Source organism: Reichenbachiella agarivorans (assembly GCF_025502585.1).
Lineage (GTDB): Bacteria > Bacteroidota > Bacteroidia > Cytophagales > Cyclobacteriaceae > Reichenbachiella > Reichenbachiella agarivorans.
The window spans coordinates 2655631-2680592 of sequence record NZ_CP106679.1; the positions used below are offsets into that span (position 1 = coordinate 2655631).

The 24962-nt window shown below is 40.2% G+C and carries 21 protein-coding genes; 14 read left to right on the plus strand and 7 right to left on the minus strand.

The features are described from left to right. Positions 1-46 precede the first annotated feature (46 nt). The 3 genes from N6H18_RS11175 to N6H18_RS11185 all read left to right on the plus strand — a co-directional run bounded on the left by N6H18_RS11175 (position 47) and on the right by N6H18_RS11185 (position 2683). Positions 47-538, plus strand: a complete 492-nt coding sequence (locus tag N6H18_RS11175) for a hypothetical protein (protein WP_262308358.1) — start codon at positions 47-49, stop codon at positions 536-538. 77 nt (positions 539-615) lie between these two features. Next, positions 616-1512, plus strand: a complete 897-nt coding sequence (locus tag N6H18_RS11180) for a hypothetical protein (RefSeq protein WP_262308359.1) — start codon at positions 616-618, stop codon at positions 1510-1512. Between the two features lie 10 nt (positions 1513-1522). After that, positions 1523-2683, plus strand: a complete 1161-nt coding sequence (locus tag N6H18_RS11185) for a glycosyltransferase family 4 protein (RefSeq protein WP_262308360.1) — start codon at positions 1523-1525, stop codon at positions 2681-2683. Positions 2684-2694: 11 nt separating this feature from the next. Here N6H18_RS11185 and N6H18_RS11190 read toward each other — a convergent pair whose 3' ends face one another. Genes N6H18_RS11190 through N6H18_RS11200 form a run of 3 tightly spaced genes read right to left on the minus strand, consistent with a single transcriptional unit; the run spans position 2695 to position 5497 of the window. Then, positions 2695-3867, minus strand: a complete 1173-nt coding sequence (locus tag N6H18_RS11190) for a glycosyltransferase (RefSeq protein ID WP_262308361.1) — start codon at positions 3865-3867, stop codon at positions 2695-2697. A gap of 5 nt (positions 3868-3872) precedes the next feature. Further along, entirely contained in the window at positions 3873-4409 is a 537-nt protein-coding gene (locus N6H18_RS11195; protein ID WP_262308362.1) for an ATP-binding cassette domain-containing protein, read from the minus strand. Positions 4410-4435: 26 nt separating this feature from the next. Beyond that, entirely contained in the window at positions 4436-5497 is a 1062-nt protein-coding gene (locus tag N6H18_RS11200) for an ABC transporter transmembrane domain-containing protein (protein ID WP_262308363.1), read from the minus strand. A gap of 268 nt (positions 5498-5765) precedes the next feature. Between N6H18_RS11200 and N6H18_RS11205 the strand changes: the two genes are divergently transcribed. From N6H18_RS11205 to N6H18_RS11220, 4 genes are all read left to right on the plus strand, one after another. Further along, positions 5766-6767 (plus strand): glycosyltransferase family protein, encoded by a 1002-nt coding sequence (locus tag N6H18_RS11205; protein ID WP_262308364.1) that lies wholly within the window; start codon positions 5766-5768, stop codon positions 6765-6767. Between the two features lie 43 nt (positions 6768-6810). Then, entirely contained in the window at positions 6811-8031 is a 1221-nt protein-coding gene (locus N6H18_RS11210) for a glycosyltransferase family 4 protein (RefSeq protein WP_262308365.1), read from the plus strand. A gap of 211 nt (positions 8032-8242) precedes the next feature. Next, positions 8243-9841 (plus strand): hypothetical protein, encoded by a 1599-nt coding sequence (locus N6H18_RS11215; RefSeq protein WP_262308366.1) that lies wholly within the window; start codon positions 8243-8245, stop codon positions 9839-9841. Further along, positions 9838-11235 (plus strand): DUF5723 family protein, encoded by a 1398-nt coding sequence (locus tag N6H18_RS11220; protein WP_262308367.1) that lies wholly within the window; start codon positions 9838-9840, stop codon positions 11233-11235. The genes N6H18_RS11215 and N6H18_RS11220 overlap by 4 nt, the downstream gene beginning before the upstream one ends. A 10-nt stretch (positions 11236-11245) precedes the next feature. On the opposite strand, the gene abc-f is transcribed toward N6H18_RS11220, so the two are convergent. Together abc-f and N6H18_RS11230 are read right to left on the minus strand one after the other, a co-directional pair. Beyond that, positions 11246-13153, minus strand: coding sequence for a ribosomal protection-like ABC-F family protein (abc-f, locus tag N6H18_RS11225; RefSeq protein ID WP_262308368.1), 1908 nt, complete (start codon positions 13151-13153; stop codon positions 11246-11248). Positions 13154-13301: 148 nt separating this feature from the next. Continuing rightward, positions 13302-13643, minus strand: a complete 342-nt coding sequence (locus N6H18_RS11230; protein ID WP_262308369.1) for a T9SS type A sorting domain-containing protein — start codon at positions 13641-13643, stop codon at positions 13302-13304. Between the two features lie 349 nt (positions 13644-13992). On the opposite strand from N6H18_RS11230, the gene N6H18_RS11235 reads away from it, so the two are divergent. The 7 genes from N6H18_RS11235 (at position 13993) to N6H18_RS11265 (ending at position 22286) form a co-directional block, all read left to right on the plus strand. Next, entirely contained in the window at positions 13993-15951 is a 1959-nt protein-coding gene (locus N6H18_RS11235; RefSeq protein WP_262308370.1) for a hypothetical protein, read from the plus strand. A gap of 157 nt (positions 15952-16108) precedes the next feature. After that, the gene (locus N6H18_RS11240) at positions 16109-17257 is read left to right on the plus strand and encodes a PQQ-dependent sugar dehydrogenase (RefSeq protein WP_262308371.1); all 1149 of its coding nucleotides are present in this window, start codon (positions 16109-16111) and stop codon (positions 17255-17257) included. Continuing rightward, complete coding sequence (locus N6H18_RS11245; protein ID WP_262308372.1) at positions 17254-17907, plus strand: alpha/beta hydrolase; 654 nt, start codon at positions 17254-17256, stop codon at positions 17905-17907. Before N6H18_RS11240 ends, N6H18_RS11245 begins: the two co-directional genes overlap by 4 nt. A gap of 77 nt (positions 17908-17984) precedes the next feature. Continuing rightward, positions 17985-19826, plus strand: a complete 1842-nt coding sequence (locus N6H18_RS11250; protein WP_262308373.1) for a M1 family metallopeptidase — start codon at positions 17985-17987, stop codon at positions 19824-19826. A 37-nt stretch (positions 19827-19863) separates the two neighbouring features. Next, complete coding sequence (locus tag N6H18_RS11255; protein ID WP_262308374.1) at positions 19864-21078, plus strand: DEAD/DEAH box helicase; 1215 nt, start codon at positions 19864-19866, stop codon at positions 21076-21078. Positions 21079-21192: 114 nt separating this feature from the next. After that, a complete protein-coding gene (locus N6H18_RS11260; protein ID WP_262308375.1) occupies positions 21193-21474 on the plus strand; it encodes a hypothetical protein in 282 nt (93 codons plus the stop codon). A 17-nt stretch (positions 21475-21491) separates the two neighbouring features. Continuing rightward, positions 21492-22286, plus strand: a complete 795-nt coding sequence (locus tag N6H18_RS11265) for a helix-turn-helix domain-containing protein (protein ID WP_262308376.1) — start codon at positions 21492-21494, stop codon at positions 22284-22286. A gap of 94 nt (positions 22287-22380) precedes the next feature. On the opposite strand, the gene N6H18_RS11270 is transcribed toward N6H18_RS11265, so the two are convergent. Both N6H18_RS11270 and N6H18_RS11275 read right to left on the minus strand, forming a co-directional pair. Then, complete coding sequence (locus N6H18_RS11270) at positions 22381-23562, minus strand: OprO/OprP family phosphate-selective porin (RefSeq protein WP_262308377.1); 1182 nt, start codon at positions 23560-23562, stop codon at positions 22381-22383. A gap of 156 nt (positions 23563-23718) precedes the next feature. Further along, entirely contained in the window at positions 23719-24831 is a 1113-nt protein-coding gene (locus N6H18_RS11275) for a Na/Pi symporter (RefSeq protein WP_262308378.1), read from the minus strand. Positions 24832-24962: the final 131 nt, after the last annotated feature.

A 24962-nucleotide genomic window follows, 5' to 3' on the forward strand; every position in this document is an offset into this window, starting at 1 on the left:
CAATTTCAATTGTTCTTATCTTTGGCACAAATAGTGAACAATAATTATGGATCTTAAAAAGAAGACTTCTCAATTATTAATAGGTAGTTTTTTGGTTTATGCTTTATTGGTAGCAACTCATTTGGGGGAGTTTTGGCCATTTAGTGTTTATCCTATGTTTTCGCAGGCAGGGAGACCTTGGAATCGCTCATTGGTCAGAGATGTAGATGCTAATATGATTAGCTCTGATGATTTATGGAAGGAAGTTAAGCTAGGTGATTTACCAGGTGAACCAGTACCTATGGTACCACTAGGGATTAGCCAAAATGATATGGCTAATATGGTTTCTAAAACAAAAGTGTGGGATTCAGATCGGGTCTTAGGGCTGAGGAAGCTCTTTGATAAATATTTGGACGAGAAGATTTTTCTGGTATTCAAAGCACATGGCGAAAAAGTAGATAATGAAGAGGAGCCCGTTTCTGTGAAATTTACGCCATTCATTTTGTTATCTGCTGACACCACTATTTTTAATCCGAATTTAGATATCCAATTTAAATAAGGGGGCTTTAATGGCTCAATATTAAATATTCAGAAATACTGTCAATCTGAGTATGTCACAAATCAAATTATAGAATTATGGCATTTTTGCAAAATGTACGTCTTCCTCAGTGGCTCTACAGTAACCTTTTTGATTACGAGGCGGAGGAAACTAAAGGGGACTTCTATGCTTTTAAGTTTTTCGAGTTAGTCGTTCTCGTTTATGTTATTCAGTTTGCATGGGACTGGGGTTTTTATATTCAAAAAATCAGCGATGTAGTACTGCCGTTGGGAATGGCCAATTATATAGATGTTTCATTCATGTTTCATCACAATATTTCCTTGGTCAATGCTGCAATTATGGTTGTAGCTGGACTTGTTGGCTTTTTTCGATTGAATAAATATGGCTATGCGGTGTGTTTAGTCAGTTTTCATTTGCATTATATCTCAAGGTATTGCCTCGGTGAGATTTCACATGGATCCAATCTGGTAGGTATGGCCGTTCTGCTTTTGGCATTGGCTCAATGGAGCTTTGGTAATACTAAAAACATGCGAGTGTTCGCATTGGGGATGACTTATTTCTATTTTGGTTTTGGTTATACTTCAGCGGGGATTTGCAAGTTGATCGCTACAGGGTATACATGGGTAGATGGTAGCAACCTTTGGATGTGGATTTACGAACGAAGTGTAGATGTGACTTCAAAGCAAGGTTTTTTCGAACCTAATTTATTACAAGAGTGGGCTTTGTCGAGTCACTTGTTTGCAACCCTTACACTTCTTTTCGGAATATTAGCTGAATTAACGGCCTTTTTGATTTGGTTCAAAAAAACACGGACTTTTAGTGTCTTGATTTTGCTAGGAATGCACATCGGAATTTCTATTTCTATGAATATCATGTTTATGGAAAATATAATTATTATGTTTTCGGTCATGTATCCATGGGGACGGATCATTGATCGGTTTCTGCCTTCGCAAGCGATGGGTACACATAAATAGCTGATTCTATATGAATGTTGATTTTATTACGCAAGATTTTCCCCCTGCCTTGGGAGGAATTCAAACGTATAGCGCAGAGTTAGTTACTAGACTCAATCAAATGGGCATGTCGGTTACCGTACATGCACCCAATCATGAAGGTGCGCAGACATTAGATCAAAGTTTGGATTATAAAGTGTGTAGATACAACGTGCCTAATCCCTACTTAGGTGCTAGGCTATTGTTTGGCTACAAATCACACCTTGAGAAAAACCATGTTGATGTGGTTTTTCATGCTCAATGGCAAACGACAATAGCTTCAATCCGCGCAAAGCGCAATGGTGCAAAAATTAGAATATTTTGTGCAGCTCATGCCAGAGAACTGTTTTTGAATCCCTTGTCCCTGTCCAAGTCAGGGCAATTATCGGCTAGGTTTGTCGAAAGAAGAAAAAGATTATTCCAGCAAGTAGATCATTTTTTTCCCGTGAGCAATTATACAGCTAGTTTGCTCATTGATGCAGGAGTAAAGACAGAGAAGATAACTGTGATCCCAAATGGTACGAATCCACAAAGGTTTTTTCCGTCAGATGGTGATGGAAAGGAATTGAGAAAGAAATTAGGTTTTGGAGCAAGAAAGATCATTTATTCAATTTCAAGACTAGTACCTACCAAGGGAATAGATACCATTCTCGATGCTATGCCTCTAGTGATAAAAAAGCATTCAGATGCTTTGTATGTAATAGGAGGTACAGGTCCAGATGAGCAAAGGTTGAAAACCAAGGTGATGGCTCTAGGGTTGTCAAATCACGTTTTTTTTACAGGAAGAATAGCTGATGATCAGTTGAATGCGTACTACAACATGGCAGATGTCTTCGTGATGGTCTCACGGCAAGAAAAAGTAAATGTAGAGGGTTTTGGTATTGTGTTTTTGGAAGCCAACGCTTGTGAAAAACCAGTGATTGGATCCTACACTGGGGGTATTCCAGATGCTGTACTGGAAGGAGAAACGGGGTTTCTAGTAGGATCTGATGACACACAAACACTTTCAGAAAGAATAAATCAACTTATGAGCAATGAAGAGTTGAGCTTGTCCATGGGTAAGAAGGGTCGAGATAGAGTGTTGTCTCAATTCAATTGGGATACAGTAGCTAATAGACTGTATACTAGAATGAAAGAATTGATGGAGGAGTGAGTGCTGTAGTCTTAGCTCAGAGCCTGTTGGTATATTTCAACCTGCTTACTAAAGCAATTTTCCCAACTGAGGTTTTGACCATAGGCTCTTGCCTTGGCTTTCAATTCATCCTTGTTGGTCATGAGGGCATATTTCACAATTGCATTTGCTAAAACTTCGGGTGTCAATGAGTCAATGATCAGTCCTGCTTCAGATCTTTGTATGTGTTCCATGGCTGCACCGTCATTTGCGGCAATGAGTGGTAGCCCTGAGCTCAATGCTTCTACCAGTGACAAGCCAAAGGTTTCCCACGCACTGAGAGCAAAACCTAAATCTGCACAGGCAAAATATTTAGCCATCATTTCCTTCTCTTTGATGAAACCTATGAAATGAACGTGTGGATATTGCTTTGCTGCTTTTTCGACCGCAGGCTGGTAGGGGCCAGTTCCTGCCAATACCAATACAGGATCATGATCTAGCTGTGCACAGGCAAGTGGATAGGCTTCTAGCAATAGGTTGAGGCCTTTTTCATTGCTGAATCGGTGTGGAAAGAACAAGAAAAGTCTGTCAGATACACCTGCTTTCATTTCGTCGATCAAATTTTGATCCTTTTTGTTTGGATGAAAAAGAACCTCATTGACTCCCAGCGGGACAAAATGGACATTGTTGAGACCGTTTTTTTGCATGCGCTGGATGATTACTTCGCTAGAAGCGAGCACGCCAGCCATTTTGTTGTAATGCTTTCTGGCAAATGCCCATGCCTTGTTCTCTCCCTTTTGTGCCAGATCGAACGGCCAATTGGATAGAAATCTTTTGACGTAGGTCACCGGGAAATCTGCATGCCAAAACCCAAATACCTTGGCTTTGAGCTGTTCTTCTTCCACAATCTTGTTGACCATGGACGGCATGAAGTAAGGTGAACCCACCTCGATCACATCGGGATTGATGCGTTTGAGTATAGGGGCGAGTAAACTTCTCTTTCTTAAATACCTGTACTCCCAGTTGCCCATCACTTTGGGTACGCGGAGATGCTCGATGTAAGCATTCTCACCGATTTGCTCAGTATAGGTCTCCTCATCATGCATGACAAAGACGTACTTGATGTCTGGTCTGCCTTTGAAGTACTCCATTTTTTCGAGGTGGTAGCGTCTGACACCACCACCTGAAGGACTCCAAAAATTGTTGCAATCTACGAGACAGAACATAAGCGTTAGTTTTTGACTTCTGTCAATACTCCTTCGGCCATTTTGACCACTCTATCAGCATTTTCGAAGTACTTTTCATCGTGAGAAATTGCGACAATTGTTTTGCCTTTGGCTTTGAGCTGAGGTAGGATTCTGACATAAAAAATCTCTTTGAAATAGGGATCTTGGTTGGCTGCCCATTCATCAAAGATGTAAACCTCTTTGTCTTCCAAGATAGAAACCATCATGGCTAACCTCTTTTTTTGTCCATAAGACAGAGAAGTTGTCGAGATATGTTTGTCCAGAATTTTGACCTTATGATCAATCTCCAACTCTTTGAGCAAATTGCCAGCTTCACGGTCAATAACAGTGCTATCGATATGCATCAAATCATCAAATAGATAATAATCTGTGAATACCCCTGCAAAATGTTTGCGGTAGTTATCCATCTGTTTTTCATCAATTACTTGACCCTTAAATTTGATTTCACCTTTGATGGGTGAGTAGAGTCCAGTCAGCATTTTGATAAAAGTGGTTTTACCTGATCCATTGCCACCAATCACGTAAATGATGTCTTGGTGTTTGACATCTAGATTGATTGGTCCAATGGAGAATTTTTATCCTCGTTGTTGGTGTCGTACGAGAAATATACGTCTTTGAATGAAAACAATGGGTCTGAGTCTGAATTCCAACCACTTATATCCAAATCCTCTTCTATAAAGTCTGGTTCGATCACTAGATTTACACCTATGTCGTCAATTTTCTTCAATGAGACCTGTGTTCTTTTGATGTGCTTGAGGAATCCGCTGACAGTTGCCAGTGGCGCTACGGTAAAGAGCAGTACTAATAAATAATTCCCAAATTCATCTTTGTTCATCCATGAGATACTAGTCATATTGATAATGAACAGACCTATTCCCATGAGCAAGATCATTTCTACGATTCTGGATGAAACAGCATAGAGAACTTCTTCTTTGACTCTGTATTTATTTTCTTCTAGGCAATTGGGGCCAATACTGGTTTCTATGAAGTTTTCTCTGTGCTGTTTATTCAGTTTGAGTTCTTTCATTCCATAGACCACTCCTTCAAAATTCTTGTGAATTTTGTCCCAAACATCGCGTGCGGCCTCACTGTATTTTTTGAGGTAGGGTAGTGCCACATAGTTGATTAAAAATGCGATCCCAAACAGACCCATGCTCCCGAGTGTCATTTCCCACGAGAGATAGAACATATAAAAAATACAGCCTACAGCAGTTGCAAGACCAGTCACAACTGGAGGCAGTCGGTTCATACTGGCAGAGACAAAGTTGATGTCTGCTGTCAGTACAGGCAATATTTTGTCTAAGTTTCTTTCTGTCTTTTGGAAGGACGCATTGAGGATTTTGCTGGATAAATCGGTTCGGAGTTTATAAATCATTCTTTGGGTGAGAACAGAAATAAAGTAGGAAGACAGTACTCCTGTGATACCGAAAAGCACAACAGCTCCCATGAATTTGGGAGTGAAATAAGGGTCTGTTTCGATCCCGACTTCAGCAAACTGATGAACCATTTTGATCACGTAAGTAGAACTTACCCCAGAGACCACACTTACCACTAAGGCGTAAAAGAACATTGCAGGAGAAGTACTGCGTAGGAGTGCTAAGAATTTCATTTAGGAGTGTAGTTTTTTGGGGAAGATACTTGTACACACGAGGTGAAGAAATATTTTAACTGATAGATTGATGTATATCATTTATTCGAGCTTTCATAGTAGGAATTCCCACATTAATTTATGACAAAGTTTTATGATTAATATCTCACCACAATTAAAGGTGTGTTTTTTACCATATCCTGAAAAAACATATCTTTAGAGTGATACAGAAGACCTCCAGAAGTCTAACTTTGAGCGACAAAACTAATTCAATTCGCAAATTGCAAGTATGAGAATCGCATATTTTATTCATGGTAGAGGTAGAGGTCACTCATCTAGGGCTTTGACTTTGCTGCCTAGGTTGCGAGCAGAAGGGTGCGAATGTATGGTGTATGCAGGAGATACTGCATATGAAGTTTTGAAGGGTTTTGACTCAGTGAAAAGAATCAAATCTATTGTGCCAGGTAGCTCATTTTTTTTATTTGTCTATCGAATCTGGCAGGATTACAGGGTTTTGAAACAACAGAGACCACATTTGTTGATTTCTGATGGTGACGCTCCTTGCACTTATGCTGCCAAATTTTTGGGAATCAAGGTGCTATCAATAGGGCATGCACTAATCTTCCCTTATTGCGAAAACCCAATTGAGTTGCCCAAGGTTGGATTGCGAAAGGAGAATTTTAAAGTACGAGTGGCTACTCTATGTTCGCATTATAAGGTTGCCGTACATTTTACGAATATTCAACCTAAGAATGAAAATACCTTTGTTGTTCGTCCTGATATATTTTTTGATTCCACAGCGATTTCTGATCAAGGATATCTTTTATCCTATTTCAGAGATGGCAATGGACAGGAGTTGATTGTTGAGTTAATTAACCGTGGATTGAAAATCAAAAATTTCGGTAATCCTATTGATTTGCACGGAGTTGAAAATTTTGCACCTGATAACCTTGCGTTTCGTAAGTGCCTGATGGGAGCAACGGGTGTGGTTGGGTCTGCAGGTTCCAATTTGATATTTGAGTCCATAGCGATGAACAAACCGTTGTTGCTCCAGTACCGAGAGGATGATTTTGAACAAGCAGCTAATGTGAAATACGTGGAGCACGAAGGGTTGGGTTTAGGTCTGATTTCCAATAGATTGAGTACAGATCGCGTGCAGGACTATTTGTTGCTTTTGAATAAATCAAAAAAAAGTACAAATTCTTTAGGGGTGATTCCTGCTTTGAGTGACATAGTAGTAAGAATCTTGAAAGAAGAATTCAATTCTCAAGGTTTTGAAAAAATGGTTTGATATTTGTCAATCCTTTTATAATGTGTTACCATATAGAAGTGCCATGCAGAATATTAGAAAAAAGGTAGTGCTATTTGCCGACGTGTTGGAAGAAGACTTTGATGGTGTGAGTGTCACTTTGAATAAGATAATTGCCAATTTTCCTAAAGATAGATTTGACCTTTTAATAGTTACACCACATCCTCCAAAGGACGTAAGTAGTATCGATTTTAAAATATTGATATGTCCCTACGTTGGACTACCTTTTCAAGAAGGATATAGATTGGGATTGCCTAATAGAATGAAGGGGTTGAGAGCTGAGTTGGATCAGTTTAAGCCAGATGTCCTTCACTTCACCTCTCCATCACTCCTAGGACGGTATGCTATCAAATATGCAAGACGTAATAGTTTGCCTGTGATGACGATCTATCACACACATTATCCTACTTATTTCAAGTATTATTTGGGGAAAGTGGGAGATTTTCTTTTTGGTGGATTGTTTAATCAGGGTATGGCATGGTATTATAAAAATGCCGATTTGACCTTGGTACCGACCGAGCCAGTTCGTAAGGATTTAGAAAAGCTGGGCATCAAAAGAGATACTATGGCTATTTGGGGGCGAGCCATTCACGCCAATCGATTTAACCCTCATTTTCGCAAGGAAGACTTTTTTAAGGGAAGAATTCCTGAAGGGAACAAGACTGTACTGTTTGTGAGTCGGTTAATCAAAGAAAAGAATGTGTCTGTCCTAGCAGATATGTATGAATTGTTTGAAAGAAAGAACAAGAAGATTACAATGGTCATAACTGGTGATGGTCCCGAAAAGGAATGGCTTGAGGAAAAAATGCCTAGCGCGCTTTTTACAGGCAAGTTGAGAGGTGAAGAATTATCAAGGACTTACGCTTCTGCTGATCTGTTTTTCTTTCCGTCTGATTCAGAGACATTTGGCAATGTAGTGTTAGAAGCAATGGCATCTGGTACTCCTGTAGTAGCTGCTGATGCGGGTGGCCCATCGGATATTGTAATAAATGGTGAAACTGGGTATTTGTCTGCTCCTGGTTCATTAAGAGGTTTTTACAAACGCATATTGACCATTTTGGGAGATGATTATTTAAGAACACGCATGGGTAAAAAGGCTTTTGAATATGCAAATACCAAGACAATAGATAATTTGCATGCTGAGCTATGGCAACACTATGAGCGCGTTATCAAAGGGTATCAATTGCGACAACAAAGAAAAGATGAGCCAATTGCTGAGGCAGCATTTAGTTATAAAGAACTTTAAACAAAAAACTCTCCATAGAAATGGAGAGTTTTTTGTTTAAAGTTCAATCAATATTGTTCATGTTATTTCGTTCTTTCATCAAGCAGATTTCCTGTGGTGTCGTAGTTGAGGATTTGGTAAAAAAAGGAATATCTTCGTTTACATTATCATAAGTTTTGGAAATCAAATCTCATCACAAGATGTATTTGACCATTGTATTAATTGTTGCTTTATGAAGATTTTGGGTCGATTCAGTGCGTGTATAATAGCCCTTCTTTTTGGTTCTTGTCATGTCAATGACCTGAATTTTGATAAAATAAAACCCATAGAGCTATCTCCCCAAATAGCAGTTAAGATTGGGAGCAAATCCTATACAATCAAGGAAATCTTAGAGGATTTGGAAGATCAGAAATTGGAAATTCACGAGGATGGAGACTTGTTAGTAACTATGGTCTATCGAGAGCAGTCAGTTTTCAACAAGAGTGGTGAGATAATTAATGTTAATACCATTTCCAATCATGCAGTGTTTTCACTTCCTACAGATGTACCTGCTCTCCCTACATCACAAATCATTCCGTTTAGTACAGTATTGGACTTTGATTTCATAGCAGAAAATGGAGAAACGATAGATTCTGTATTCTATGCAGGAGGATATCTCGAATATCAGATGTATTCTACTTTTCCAGCAGGTCTTGATTATAGTTGGACAGTTGTGGGATTCAGGAAAATGGATACCAATATGGATTTGGTTCAATCCCAATCCATTCCCTATTCTGGTGAGCAGATAGAGGATTTCTTCTTGACCGAACTCAATGAATACAAGTCAGTTTTGCGACTAGAAGGTGATTTAAATAAATTGGATGTAAGCGTTTCAGGAGACTTGTTGCTGGCAGCTGGAGAGGAGTTGACTACTAATCAAAGTCTGAACTTTGACATGGTTATTGGAAACCCTGATTTTAGTAGTTTGTTTGGGTACTTTGGGGATGATCATGTAGAGATTGAAGTGATAGAGTTTTCGTTGGATGCCCTGTCTAGTATAGACAGCGATGGCTTTTTTTTTGCTGAACCAAGATTTAGTCTAGAAGTCGAAAACTCCTACGGGATAGAATTTTCTCTTGATATGTCTAAAACAAGAGCCATTTTATCAGATAGTTCAGTGGTTGAATTGCAAGAAACATCAAGTGTTCAGAAATTAGTGGCAGCCCCTCGAATAGCAGGAGGTGTTGAAACAACCCTCATTCAACTCAATGCGAGCAATAGCAATGTAGCTGATATTTTTAGTGCCATTCCTAGTAAAATAATCTTGCCTATTCGTGCAGAAGCAAACCCATCTATTTCATCTTTGACAAGTAATTTTCTTACAGATTCTAGTTATATCAATGTCAATGCAATAATTGAACTCCCTTTGGTACTAAGGATGAATGAATTTGTGACAGATTTTGACCTAGATTTCAGTGAAAATTTAGATTTGGATTTTGCGGATTCCATTATTTTGATTGCCAATATAGATAATCAAATGCCGTTTGAAGGCGACATCTCATTGGAATTACTGAACAGCAAAGGTGAGTTGCTCTCTCAGATACCAGGTACACTCCACTTTGGAGCACCTCCTGTAGGGAATGATGGACGAACTAAAGGTATTGATAGTACTGAGTCTAAACTTATTTTGGGATACGACGCACTTGAAAAAATGAAATTGGCCTCTAAGTTGAGAGCAAAAACCAAGTTTTCGACTTATGACAAGGAATCCAATCGCAATGTGAAGTTGTTCTCGGATTACGTGTTGGATATTCAAATATCAGCCATCGCAGCAATCACAGTAGAGCTATGAAAAAAATAAGTATCGTACTCTTGCTGTTGGGCATTGGCTGTATGACAGGGTTTTCACAAAAGGACTTGTCTTTTTATCATCTTTATTCTGTCACCCCACAATCACAATCCTTTAACCCCGCTTTTGTTCCCGATGCGCGGGTATCTCTGTCTTTGCCTGCTATATCTGGTATTTATATCAATGCAAACACAGGTCTATCATACAATGACATTTTTTCCAAAGTCCCCATGTCTGATTCTATCCGTGTAGACACAGACAAAGTGATGAAGAATCTTAGTGACAAGGATAAGATCAATGCTAGTGGTAGCATTACTCTCTTTCAATTGGGAGTGAAGATTGGAAACTCACACTCTTTTAGTCTCTATGCGAATGAGCGCTTTAGAACCATGACCAATTATCCAACCAAGCTCATGAAATATATCGTGGATGGAAATGCAAACTACATCAATGTGCCAGTGGAGGAGAGCAATTTTTTTAGTGATGCTGTTCATTACAGAGAGTATGGAGTAGGCTATGCTTATAGGTTTAAAGTCCCAGCTGTACAGTCTATCACCGTGGGATCGAGACTGAAGTATTTGATGGGTTTTTTTAGTCTGGAAACGAGTAAAAAGGGAGATATATTGATGAATACTAATCTGGATAAGTCCATCGTGGTACAACTGAATGATCCAAGAGTTAGGTCTGCTGGTTTTGATAGTGAGAGCTTAGGCACCTATTTAGTAGACAATAACAATACAGGATTTGGATTTGATTTTGGGGTGGATGTTCAGGTAGATGATAAACTATCCGTGTCTTTCGCAGTAAATGACATTGGCGCTATTAGTTGGAAAGAAGAGGTAAAGAATTATAACCTGAAAGGAAGAGAGATACTTATTGAAGGGGGAGATTTGACAGATTTGGATAATGCTATTGAAGTCATCAAAGACTCTTTGGAGGCTTTTGTGGAACATGAAACAGATGTCAAATCTTATCAGACCAGGTTAACGACTCGCTACATAGGATCTGCTCGCTACCAAGTGACCAAGAAGGGATTTACGACTGCAACGATTATGCTGAGTCAGGATTATAGGGAATTGCATCCAAGTTTGGGGTTGGGCTATACGCACCAGTTTGGTAAAATACTGAACCTGTCATCGAGTCTTTCATACCATGAGGAGCGAGGGGTTGGCGTAGGAGCTGGGATGGCTGCCAGATTTGGCATAGTTCAGCTCTACACTTCATTTGACAATCTGTTAGGTCTAGTTGATGTCAGGAATACAGATGATTTTCAAGCACGATTTGGAATTAATTTCATGTTTGGTCGGGGCGATGTAGCTCCGAAAGAGCCCAAAGCTCCCAAGGAAAAAAAGGTTAAACTCAGTCCTTTTCCAGACGAGTACAATATTGAGTTATAAATTAGGGAACCTACGATTCAATTTCTTCTATCTCCATGACGAGAGATTCCCACCTTTCATTTTTATCGTCTAGGTCTGCTTGTAGTTTCTTATAGCTCTGATCGAGTGCGCTGAGTTTTTCTAGGTCATTGAAGTGGTCAGGGTTTGCCAAATCTGCTTCTAGTTGTTTCTTTTCTGCTTCCAGTTTTTCGATGTTAGATTCTACATTGTTCAACTCTTTTTTGAGTTTGGAGAGCTGAACTTGGTCTATGTTTTTTTCTTTCTTGACCTTTTCTTTGGGTGCTTCTTTTTTGACCTCAGGTTCTTTCTTTGCGGGTGTTTTTGTGTTGTTGCTTAGCCAATATTTGTACTCCTCATAGGTACCGGGGTATTCTTTGATCTGCTGGTCTTCGATCCACCAGATTTTATTCGCCACATTCGTGACAAAGTGCCTATCATGAGACACGAGTATAAAAGTCCCTTCATATTGCTGCAAAGCCTGAATCAAAATATTGACCGACATGATATCCAAGTGGTTGGTGGGCTCATCTAACAGAAGAAAATTGGCCTCAGAAATCAAGGTTTTGGCCAAAGCCACTCTTGATTTTTCACCTCCAGACAGTACTTTTATCTTCTTGAATACATCTTCATCTGAGAATAAAAAACACCCCAAGACGCTTCTCAGTTCTTGCTCGGTCTTGCCTGATCCAAACTGCTTGAGTTCTTCTAGTATTTCGTTGTCTATGTTGAGGGATTCTAGTTGATGCTGCGCATAGAATGCTGGAATTACATTGAATCCAATTTTGGTTTCTCCCTCTTTGTCATCGTCACCATCTATGATTCTGAGTAGCGTAGATTTTCCTTTACCATTTGCACCGATTACTGCGATTTTGTCACCCCGCTCGATGTGGGCGTTGGCTTTGGTCAGGATATTGATACCTGGGTAAGACTTGGTAATATCCTCCATCATCACCACGTGTCTACCTGATTGCTTACCAAAGTTGAACTTGAAGTTGATGGCGGCATTGTCATCGATCACATCCTCCACTCTTTCCATTCGCTCTAGGGCTTTGACCCTGGATTGTACCTGACGGGCTTTGGTGGCTTTGGATCGGAATCGCTCCACAAACTTTTCGGTTTGTTTGATGGCTTGTTGCTGATTGAGGAAGGCGTTTTTTTGCAGTTCGTTGCGCAGTTCCTTTTCTTCCAGATAGTTGGTGTAGTTGCCGGGGTAGGGGTTGAGCTTTTGCTGACTAACTTCGACAATCATGTTGACGGTATTGTTGAGGAATTCCCGGTCGTGAGAGACGACGATCACGGCTCCTTCATAGCTTTTGAGGTAATTCTCAATCCACTGAATGGACGGTAGATCTAGGTGGTTGGTCGGCTCATCTAGCATGAGCAGAGAAGGAGATTCCAATAGCAATTTGGCCAAAATCACACGCATTCTCCATCCTCCCGAAAATTCCTTGAGGGGTCTCTGAAGGTCTTCGGTTTTGAATCCAATCCCTTCTAGTACTTCTTCTGCCTTGCTTTGGAGGGTGTAGCCATCCTTGGCTTCATATTCTTCTTGTAGGCGAGCCAGCTTCTCCACCAATTTGTCTTCGTAGTTGGTTTCCATCTGATGGAGAGTTTTTTCGATGGCGTGTTGGATGTCGATTACCTCCTGAAAAGCCTCCATCACCACAGAGAGTATCGAGTCTTCGGATTGGAAAGACAGCATGTCTTGATTCAAAAATCCTATGGTGCAATCTTTGGCTTTGCTGATGTCTCCACCATCTTTTTGCAGCTGGTTGGTGATCAATTTCAACAAAGTAGATTTACCAGTACCATTGAGCCCGATCAGACCAATTTTGTCTTTTGGTTTGATGTGTAGAGAAGCTTCTTCGAAGAGGGCACGGCTACCGAGGTAGTAGGATAAATTATTAATTGAAATCATTCTGCAAATATGAAAAACATGATGAAGCTTTTAGGAGTCTTTTGGCTTTGATTTTATTTTTTTGGGAGATACAGGTCTAGGATACAAAAAAAAAACCTTGACGGTATCGCCAAGGTTTTTCATTGAAGTTGTTTTTTTGAGGTCGAGATTATTTCTTCTCTACCGTTTTAGTTACGCTGTACACGTCATTGGATACAGAGTAAGAATATTTTCCAGCTGGGTAAGCTGACAAGTCAAATGCTTTCGCATATTTTGAGCTGTTTACGTCTTTGTCAGCGTAGATCAATGCACCGTAAGCGTCATAGATTTTTACTTTGACCAATTCTCCCTCCAACTTGTTGAAAGTAACGGCTACTTTAGAACCAGCCAATGGAGAGATTTGTACTTTAAGCTCTGGGCTTATCATTTTTTCAGTCTTTTCACCTGCAACAGCAAGAGTAGACATAGCGATCATCAAAGAAAGTGCGATTGTTTTTAGCGTCGTTTTCATGTTCGTAGTGTTTTGTTTGTGTGTTGATTACGATGCAATGATAACGCGACTATCTAGGCTGAGAAATCCAATTTCGGTGAGCTTTAATAAAATTCTGGTGAAATGAAGGAAATTATCTTTTAATCATATCAATCCAAGCAATGTATTGACTGTTTACTGTGGTAATTTGCAGAGGAAGAGAAGATTAGTGTTCAGGGTTGGATTGTCTAAAGTGCTTTTAATTAGGAGATTAACGTAGTTCTTATGCTTAAATATGGAGCTGTCTGGTGATAGAGTTTGTGTATATAAAGATTGATGAATACTATTGCTATAGTAAATCCTTTGTTCATTCAAAATAATACCAGCCATTATGGAAAGCAGCTATCAAGAGAAAGTAAGTGTGCGGACTCGTTTCCGATCATTCTTATTAAGACAGTCTCAATTTTTTACTCCAAAAGCATTCTCAAATGTTACACTGCTATTTGCATTGTTTTCTATCCTGTTGTATGCAGGATGTCAAGATGATGATGGTGGAGATGTGAAACCAGAGGAGGTAGTTGAATACTCACTGCTCAAGCCTCCGGTTGTAAATAAAGTATATAATGGTAGCCAGTTTTTGATTCCCGAAATTGCATTTAACTATCCCATTGATTCCCCATTTAGGATTGAAACAGACACTACAGTTGTTGATTATTTGTTTGAGTTGGATTCTGTTTATTTGACCTCCAATGGCGTGGTAGGTCGTATAAATGCCAGTGCTATGAGTTGGAATCCTACCAAAGATACCTTATCAACTCTATTTTATTTCCCTTTTGAGGGTCTAGTAGGATACAATATTAATATTGAATTGAAGCTATCAACCATGGTTGATGGAGAGTGGGTTGCTATGAAGTTCGAGAATGAAGAAGGAAATTATAAAGCAGTGCTTTATTGTAATATTTCAACTATAGACGATGTGCATTGGGTGAAAGGGATACAAATGGAGGAAGGAGAGCAATTAAATCCATATAGACCTGTCGTATTTGACCTGAAATTTATTCCAAAGGACGAATTTATGTGGGTGGATTCATTGAATAGAGATATAAAATACGTGTATGATATCAACTTGCAACGTGATGGGCAGTCTATAGAGTTTGAATATGAAATACATTCGGATACAAGAGAGTTAGAGATTTTACCTAAAGAGATATTATGTGAATCATGTGAGTACAGCTTGATGGTTGAGGGGAAGTATTTAACCATTGTTTTTGGTGAAGAGCAGGAGTTGGCCGATGCAGATGGAGTCATTGAGGAAAGGAGTGTTTTCACCTTTGCCAGTAGTGGACATTCAACAGCTGAAGGTATAGCATTAGGTAATATTGATTATAGCTATCCTGTAGATAGACAGTATCATTTTTTGGTCAAAGAATACCCAAAGGGATACATGAAGGTATATCATGAACAAGAAGGTTTATTCAAATCAACAACCAATTCGACTTGGACTAAGCATGTGCGTTTTTCTGATCTTGCTGGAGTTTACAGCCAGGAGGTAGCACTGTCCTACTCGAATCTATTTTTTGAATATGACATGCCTGAGGATTTTGCAAAAGAGACCATATACAAAGGGGAGTTTTTGGAGAAGTCGGACACAGGAGAAGAGTCGATATTTTATACTTTTTATTTCAGAACCAGTCTCTACGATACTTTCATGGAGAAAATACAGGAAAATGGCCCGAGTAATTTTTATTGGAGAGATCCAATTCATGAAAGATTACCTCCACGGTATATATGCGGTAATTTTCTTCCTAATAACAAGGAAGCATTTGGAGAAATTGAAATTAATGGAGTTCCCGATAAGCATATTGAGCCTATGCTAGTGCTTTACAATGATTTTGCAAACAATGAGTTTTATCAAACTGAGATATACTCTAGGATATATGAGGCAGTAGATAAAGGACTTTTGACTATAGAGAGTTATTTGGGGTATGGCGTGCCACCAATAAATAGTGTGTTTTGGAGGCAGAACCCATCTAACATTCAAATGAGCGATGATCAGATAGAAGCGAATGATGCTCCTAATGCTTTTAAAGGTTTTAATCCTATTGGTATAGGTTCAGGTAAAGTGGAAATTCGGGCTCATACCACTTTTGTTGATCATCATATAGAAATTGTAAAGAAGGCCAAAGCTTATAAGGGAGAGCCAAATGACTTAATTCAGGAAATAATAAACAATGAGTCTGTTTTTCTGATTCTAGAAAATGGGGAAGTTAATTTTCCATATTATATAGAATATAGACTTCCAGGTAATCAGCATACGAGTAAGTATTATCACACTTATGTGTCGAATTAGTGTCTGAATAAGGTTAAGAGGAAATAAAACAAGGTCTGTGATCAATTCTCAGACCTTGTTTGTCTTCACCTGTTCGATTTCTCGATTTTTCGCCTTAATCATTCTGTCTTTCTGTTTCGGTTCTTAACTTGTACATTCAATTAATCAAACCATCAAAATGAGAACATATCTGATCCTGCTGAGCATAATTGTTTCTATGAATTCTTGCTCTACCCCAGACAATCCTACTGAAACCAAAGAAGAACCAGAAGTAATAGAGCCAACAGACTCATTGTCGTCTCTCAAGCTGCCAGATGGTTTCAAGATCGAAATATATGCTGAAGGTGTCGAGAATGCTCGCTCCATGGCGATGAGTGACGAGGGAGTACTCTATGTGGGTACCAAAGATGCCGGTAACCTGTATGCACTAGTCGACACGGATGGCGATTTCAAATCAGACAAGAAATATACGCTCGCCAAAGACCTAAACATGCCTAATGGTGTGGCGATCAAAGACGGAAATCTCTACGTGGCAGAAGTCAGTAAATTGACCAGATATGATGGCATAGATCAGAAACTCGAAAACTTAGGAGAAGGAACTGTGATCTATGAAAATTACCCTACCGAAAAACATCATGGTTGGAAGTATATTGCATTTGGGCCAGATGGCAAGTTGTATATCCCAGTTGGTGCACCTTGCAACATCTGCGAAAGCAAAGATGAAATCTATGCCAGCATCACTCGTATCAACCCCGATGGCAGTGACAGAGAGATTTATGTCCACGGTGTTCGCAATTCAGTAGGTTTTACCTGGGACGAAGAGGGGACACTCTGGTTTACAGACAATGGCAGAGACATGCTAGGCGATGATATGCCTCCTTGTGAGTTGAACAAGGCCACTGAGATGGGGCAGCATTTTGGTTATCCCTATTGTCATGGAGGAGATATTGCAGACCCCGAGTTTGGATCAAAATTCCCTTGTTCTGATTTTGTCGTGCCTGCCTACAAGTTGGGAGCACATGTGGCACCCTTGGGAGTGAAGTTTTATACGGGTACAATGTTTCCCGCGTCTTACTCAGGCTCTTTAATCATCGCCGAGCATGGGTCTTGGAACAGAACTAGGAAATCTGGCTACCGTCTGATGCAAGTCAAAGTAGAGAATGGTAAAGCTGTGTCCTACGATGTGTTTGTAGAGGGCTGGCTGGATCAGGAGGAACAAGAAGCTTGGGGGCGACCTGTGGATGTACTGATGCTCAAAGACGGCTCGCTCTTGGTGTCAGACGACAAAGCTGGGATGATATACCGAATCAGTTACAGTGCTGCATGATCGAGAAGCATAGGGTCACGATCACCACACAAGCTACCTTTCATACGCTGAATCAACTGACGGATACAACACAGCGTATCTGGATTGTCTGTCATGGACATGGACAGTTGGCGGAGGATTTTGTCCTGCCATTTCAGTTTTTGGATTCCAAAACTAATTTTGTGATTGCCTTAGAAGGCTTGTCCAAGTTCTACCTGAGAGGAAATCAAAAAGTAGGAGCGAGTTGGATGACCAAGGAAAACCGTGATATGGAGATCAAGAATCAAACAGCGTATGCCCGTACTGTTCTTGAGACCTTATTGGGTGATCGTAGAATCGATCAATTTGAGATGGTGTTGTTGGGCTTTTCGCAGGGGGCATCAGCTATTTGGAGGTTGGCAGTGCACCTACAGATTCCCTTTAGTCATTTGATTCATTGGGCGGGTAGTTTTCCTCCTGAGTTGGATTACGATGATTTTGATTTCCTATCTAGGGATGCCAAAGTCCATGGTGTCCTAGGAGATCAAGACAATTACTATGACGAGGAAGTATTCGGATTGGAAATAAACAAGATCGAAAAGGCCACAGGGATCAAACCTGTGTTGTTTTCTTATGCAGGAAAGCATACCGTGGAACAAGAAGCCTTGGAATCCCTAGTCCTTACATTTTAATATGACCGCCTATCACAATATGATATGCCTCCATCTGGAGGCTTTGTAATTTGCTATTGATTAAACAATTCAATAAGATGAAGTATATAAAAGCACTGATCATTCTGTTGCTGCCTGTCATGGCTACAGCACAGGAAAGATGGCAACAAAGAGTAGAGTACAAAATGGAAATTGACATGAATGCTGAGGCCAATCAGTTCACAGGCGTTCAGAAGCTGAAATATTTCAACAACTCTCCAGATACGTTGAGCCGTGTTTACTTTCATCTGTATTACAATGCTTTCCAGCCTGGTAGCATGATGGACGTGCGTAGCAGGACTTTGCCTGATCCAGATCGACGCGTAGGAGATAGGATTTACAAATTGAAGGATGATGAAATTGGTTACCAGAAGATTCAATCTCTGAAACAGGACGGTAAGAAATTGAGCTACACCATAGATGGTACCATCATGATTGTTGATCTCAAAAAGCCGATTTTACCGAACTCTACCACAGAGTTTGATATGAGTTTTGAGGCGCAAGTACCCCTTCAAGTCAGAAGAACCGGTAGAGACAACAGTGAGGGCATCCGTCTATCTATGGCGCAGTGGTATCCCAAAATGGCCGAGTATGACCGCAGTGGCTGGCATACACACCCTTATATAGCGAGAGAATTTTATGCTCCGTGGGGAGATTTTGATGTGAAGATCAGTATTGATAGTGCCTACACTGTCGCAGCAACAGGCTTGCTGCAAAATGCAGATCAAATTGGCAAAGGGTATTCTGATGCTAAATCCTCTGCCAAAAAACTGACTTATCATTTCAAAGCAGAGAATGTACATGATTTTGTATGGGCAGCGGATCAGGATTATGCTCACGACATAGTCAAGATGAGAGATGGTTTGGAGTTCCACTATTTCTATCAGAAGGATACTTTAGTAGAAACTTGGAAAGAGATGCAGACCTACATCCAAAAGGCACTTCCTTTCATTGAGAAGAATTTTGGAGCGTATGCCTATCCGACTTACTCAGTAATCCAAGGTGGTGATGGAGGCATGGAGTATCCCATGGCTACTTTGATTACAGGACATAGAAAGTTGGGTAGTTTGGTAGGTGTGACGGTACATGAGATGATGCACAGTTGGTACCAGATGATGTTGGCTACCAATGAAAGCTATTATGCATGGATGGATGAGGGATTCACGACTTATGCTTCCAACTTGACTGAAGATTATTTGTTTAATCCCCAGTATCCTGCGATGAATCCACATGCAGCTAATATGAAGGGGTATCAACGTTTGGTAGAGGCAGGCAAAGAAGAGCCTATGACTACCCATTCGGATTATTTTAGTACCAACTGGGCTTATGGTACAGCTGCTTATTCTAAAGGAGCAATTACCTTGAGACAATTGGAGTATATAGTAGGCGTGGACAACTTGAAAGCGGGCCTGTTGAGCTACTACAATCAATGGAGATTCAAGCATCCCGACATGTTGGATTTTCAAAAGGTGATCGAAAGGCAAAGTGGAATTGAGTTAGATTGGTATTTTGATTTTTGGGTGAATACCACCAAAACGATCGATTACGGTATCAGTCAAGTGTATGCTAAGGGTGCTAAGACTTTTGTGCAACTAGAGAGAGTAGGAGAGATGCCTATGCCAGTAGATGTCAGGGTTACAATGAAGGACGGAAAGGAGAAATGGTATCATATCTCATTGGGATTGATGAGAGGATCCAAGCCCATCGCGAAAGACGCCAAGCAATTGACCAATTGGCCTTGGGTGTATCCATACTATTCTTTCGAGCTGGATGTTCCATTGTCTGACATTGCAAGCATAGCCATTGACCCAGAAGAGTTTACTGCAGATATGGATCGTGAAAATAATGTTTATCCAATGCAGTCATCAAGCTTAGAATTAAAAGGTGTAATTCAAGAATAAGCACTAGATTTGGGCTTTACCAAATCAGAGAAAAAAATTGAAATTTAAAGAAGTTGGCATCCATAGTCCCGTCCTTGAAGGGGTCGAGGCTATGGGTTTTGAGAACACTACGCCTATCCAAGCACAGGCCATCCCAGTTATATTAGAGAACAAAGACCTTATTGCCTGTGCCCAGACAGGTACAGGAAAGACCGCAGCGTTCCTCTTGCCGACTATTCAGCAAATCTATGACCAAGAAACACATGGGTCCATAGATGCTTTGGTGATCGTGCCTACACGTGAGTTGGCGATACAGATCGATCAACAGATGCAAGGTTTAGGGTATTTTGTGAACATCAGTTCTTTGGCCATTTATGGTGGCGGGGATGGCGCATCATGGGATGTCCAAAAGAAAGCACTGGTCAATGGTGCCAACATGATCATTGCTACACCCGGTCGATTGATCGCTCACATGAACCAAGGGTATGTGGATTTTTCTAAAGTCAAACATTTTATTCTGGACGAGGCAGATCGTATGCTTGACATGGGGTTTTATGATGATATCAAGAAAATCATGGAGCAGTTGCCTGCCAAACGTCAAAACCTCATGTTCTCCGCAACCATGGCGCCTAAGATGCGAAAGATGGCCAAGGAGGTACTCAATGAGAATGCAGTTGAGATCAACATAGCCATATCCAAACCTAGTGAAGCCATCGTCCAGGCAGCATTCATGGTGCATGATCACCAAAAGCTGGATTTGATCAAGCATTTGCTCAAAGCAAAAAAACTGGATAGTGTATTCGTCTTCCTATCCAAAAAAGCAGAAGTAGACAGGGCAGCTGCTGAGATCAAAAAATTGGGGATCAATGCAGAAGCAATTCACTCTGGACTAGAACAAACGAAAAGAGAAGAAGTACTCAGAGAGTTTGTCAACAAGAAGATTAATGTGCTGGTAGCTACAGACGTGATGAGCCGTGGGATTGATATCAAAGGCATTGATATGGTGGTGAACTACAATGTACCAGGAGATGCAGAGGATTATGTACACCGTATCGGTCGTACGGGTAGAGCAGAAGCCAAAGGAATAGCCTTTACCTTCGTCAATGAAGAAGATATGTTTAAGTTCAGCAAGATCGAGGAACTTATAGAAAAAGATATCCGAAAAGTGCCACTCCCAGCCTATATAGGAGAAGGTCCAGAATACAATCCAAAAGCCGCGTATAAGTCCAAAGGTGGAGGAGGAAACAAGCGCCGCTTCGCTAAGAAGAAGTGATTAGCTAAAAAAATTAGTATTATTATTGGATTGCTAAAATTTATAGCCTAGTTTTATTGTTATTATTAGCTGGTAGTACGATTTACGTATCATTAATTGACAATATTATTAGTAATGGAAGAATATCATATCGGAGGTGATTACAAGCTAAGGCTATCCTCAAAAAAGCTAAAGTCAGGCAAGTGCCAAGTCAAGTTTCATGCTTCTCTCGAAAAGAAAAAGAACATGTATGGATATGTGTTGGCAGATTCGGGGGAGACACTTAGAAATGTGGTGGAGAAAATCTACATTCGCCTAGACCAAATCAAGAACAAATCCAATGTGCATCATATCAACTTGTATTCGATAGGTAAAGCCTGTAATAATGACAATGGGATTGTTATGTTTGATGCCTAAATTGAAATATGGATAACATGGAAGTAGCTAAGCTCAATGAGAACATCAAGTTTCTTAGAAAGAAGTTTGGATATACACAGGAGACCTTTGCCGAAGCGATTGGTATCAAACGATCCTTGGTAGGGGCCTACGAAGAGGGCAGGGCTGATCCTCGACTCAACAATCTGTTGCGCATGTCTGAATTATTCAATGTGAGCGTTCATACCTTGATTAGCAAGGATGTGAGTCAATTGACAGATGAAGATTTGCATATGAGTAGTGAGGATGGAGCGAGGATATTGTCCATCACAGTAGATAGCCAGGATAGGGAGAATATAGAGTTGATTCCTCAAAAGGCATCTGCGGGTTATCTTAATGGCTATGCCGATCCTGATTACATAGAGAGCATGCCGCGTTTTCAACTGCCAATGCTGCCACAGAACGCCACCTATCGGGCATTTGAGATTTCTGGCGATTCTATGTTGCCGTTGCAATCTGGTACGATTATCATTGGCAAGTACATAGATAATGTCTCAGATATAAAAAATGGAAAGACTTATGTGCTCCTGAGTAAAGAAGAAGGAGTGGTCTACAAACGAGTCTTCAATTATGTGGGAGAAAATGGGATGTTGTTTCTCGTGTCGGATAACAAAGCATACTCTCCCTATCAAGTAGATGCCAAGCACATCATTGAAGTATGGGAATCTAAGGCTTATATCAGTATCAATTTTCCAGACGCCACTGGCAATAGCTCAGATATGAATATCAGCGAGCTGACTGCCATAGTCGCCAATCTACAAAATGAGATTGTCAAATTGAAGGAGAGTAAATAGCTGGTTTTCTGGTTTGGCTGGTTAACTGGTTTGGTTGGAATGTGATTTGGGTCGTGATTCTTATGATCTTCTTTCTCAAAATCTTGAATCTTTCTCAAAACCCTAACTCCAGTTGTGCAAAATAGAGCATTTGATCATGGCTGGTGAGACGGTCTCTATACACGACGTTGGCTTGTAGCTTGACAGTGTGACCTGCTATGTATTTTGAGAAGCCAATTTCGTAACGGTTTTCGGCTTCATCTACATATTTGTCTGGCTTGTTGACTGTATATCGAGCATCTATGCTCCAGTTGTTCTTAAACAGGTATCCGCCTTGTACATTGTGCGCGTGACCAGTGTAGAAGTAGATGGTGCTACCATCTGTGCCTATTCCAGACAATTCTCCATTAGCGACACGTTTGTTGGCATACTCATAGGCGAGACTGATGCCATTGTATTTAAAGAATGCATCAGCAAATAGGGTCGCCAAGGTGCTGTGCTGAGGATCTCCATTGTTGTCAAATATGAAGTAACCTAGCTGGCCTCTTTCTCTATTGGTACCTACGTTGTAATCATAGCTAGCAGCCAAGGATAATTTTGGGGTCTTTTCTCTCATCAAATCCTCTCCAAAGTAATCTCCATTGGCAGTGAATTTGCCAAATGGAAGGAATTCAAATCTGGTTGTGTAATCATAGCCTGATTTATTAGAGATGGTTACGTTTCTACCTTCTCCTGATGAGATAGAGCCGATTTCTCTGAGGACGACTTGTCCTATTTTGTGCTCGTGACGCAATTGAAGCCCTTGATCTCTGTCTATGTTGTATCTGCTATTGAGTCTGCTACGGTCTACCATCTGTAGGGTACCAGACGAAATGACCCTTTCTCTATTGCCAGGGAGTTTGGTTTGGCCTATCCATAGTTGCCAGTTGGGGAGAAATCTCCATTTGATGACAGCATCGAGTACGATATTGGCTGCACCATTGTTTTCTGCGAAAAAATCACCTTGATCTCGGTTGGCAAGTGCCAACTCTATTTTGTAACCAAATCTTGGATCAACCAAAAAACCCTTGAATTTGATTCGAAACCTCCTAATCGTAAAGGCATCACTGTAATCATTGCTTTCTAAATCCTGAACACCCACATATTCTGTCTGAAACCTTGTATTCCATTGGATGCTAAAGGAGGAGTCCTTAGGTACGAAGCGAATCCCATTGCCAATTTTGCTACCTTCAAAAGATTGGGCATAGGGGATGTAGCTCATACATAGCAGAGCTACGAGCAATATGTAATAACGCATTTTCTGAATTTGTTAAAGGCGCAAGGTTAGCCAATGTTGTTAACATTAACTTAATCTTGAAAGCTTGGTAATACCAACTTAACAATTTGGTAACATTAAGAAAATGTAAATTATTGTTCTAGGAGCATGAATATGCTAATTGTTAAAAAAGCTCAACTATAAAAGCCTATCAAGAAAGATCAATGAAAGAGGGAGAACGAAGAAAATAAACAATACATAAAAAAAGCCTATGATCTTGTACTGCATAGTCATGTTTCCAAATTTTTTGGCGTAGATAATAGGCAGTCTATTCACGCCAGGGATCAATAAAAATACAAATGCACCAATTAGATTGAATAGAAAATGAACCAAGGCAATGTTCATGGCAGCTTCGGATTTGTTGAGTGCTGCGATGAGTGCGGTGATGGTAGTGCCTACATTGGCACCTATGATGTATGGATAGAGTTTGGGTAGTTTTATTTTGCCTGTTGCGCCAAGAGGAACGATGATCGTCGTGGAGATGGAGCTAGACTGTATTGCTCCTGTCAAGATTGCACCTAGGCTGAAGGCACTGAATTTATTCTTGAAAAATACCAGCTCAAATTTCTCCTGTGTGGTACCTATCAGTCGGTTGGAAATGGTTTTAGAAATGATTTTGATAGACCCCAATAGACAAGCTGTAGAGAGCAAGATAAGTATCGGTTTGAAGGCTGTGATACTCAGGATGTAGTTGTTTAACCTTCTAAAATAGCCTGTATTGACTGTATTTGTCAATGTTGACTTGGGTGATTCAAATCCGAAAAAGTTGGTTATGTCTATGGATAGATTGGATAATATTTGGTACTTCCACTCTAGAGGAAAAAGTATCAAGACGGTCATGATGTTAAAAAAATCGTGCATGACCCCCGTAGCGATTGCATTTTTGAATTCCTTGTTGTTGGTGATGTAGCTGAGTGATACGATGGTACTGGTCAAGGTAGTACCAATATTTGCGCCCATGATCATCGGGACGGCATTTTGTAAGGACAGGCTGCCTGATGCTACAATCGCTACGATCAGGGAAGTACTTGTCGAGCTGCTCTGTATGACTGCAGTGATAAACAATCCAATAAACAGACTGACAAAAGGATTGGCAATAATATCTAACAAACTGGTGACAGTTTGATTTCCGATGAATTGAAATGTAGTGGTCATTAGATCCAATGACCATAAAAAAATCAAGAGCGAAAATCCAAGACTTAAGACGAACTTGATAATACCGATTGATTTTTTTTCCTTTTGATCTCCCATAGTGGAAGCGCAAAATTAAAGGATATATACTTCTTTCGTGTTATGCAATTATTAAGAAAATAAATGTATTGATGTGTTTTTAAGGGTATATGTTAATGTTTAATTAAAATTGAGCACGTGAATAATTCTTA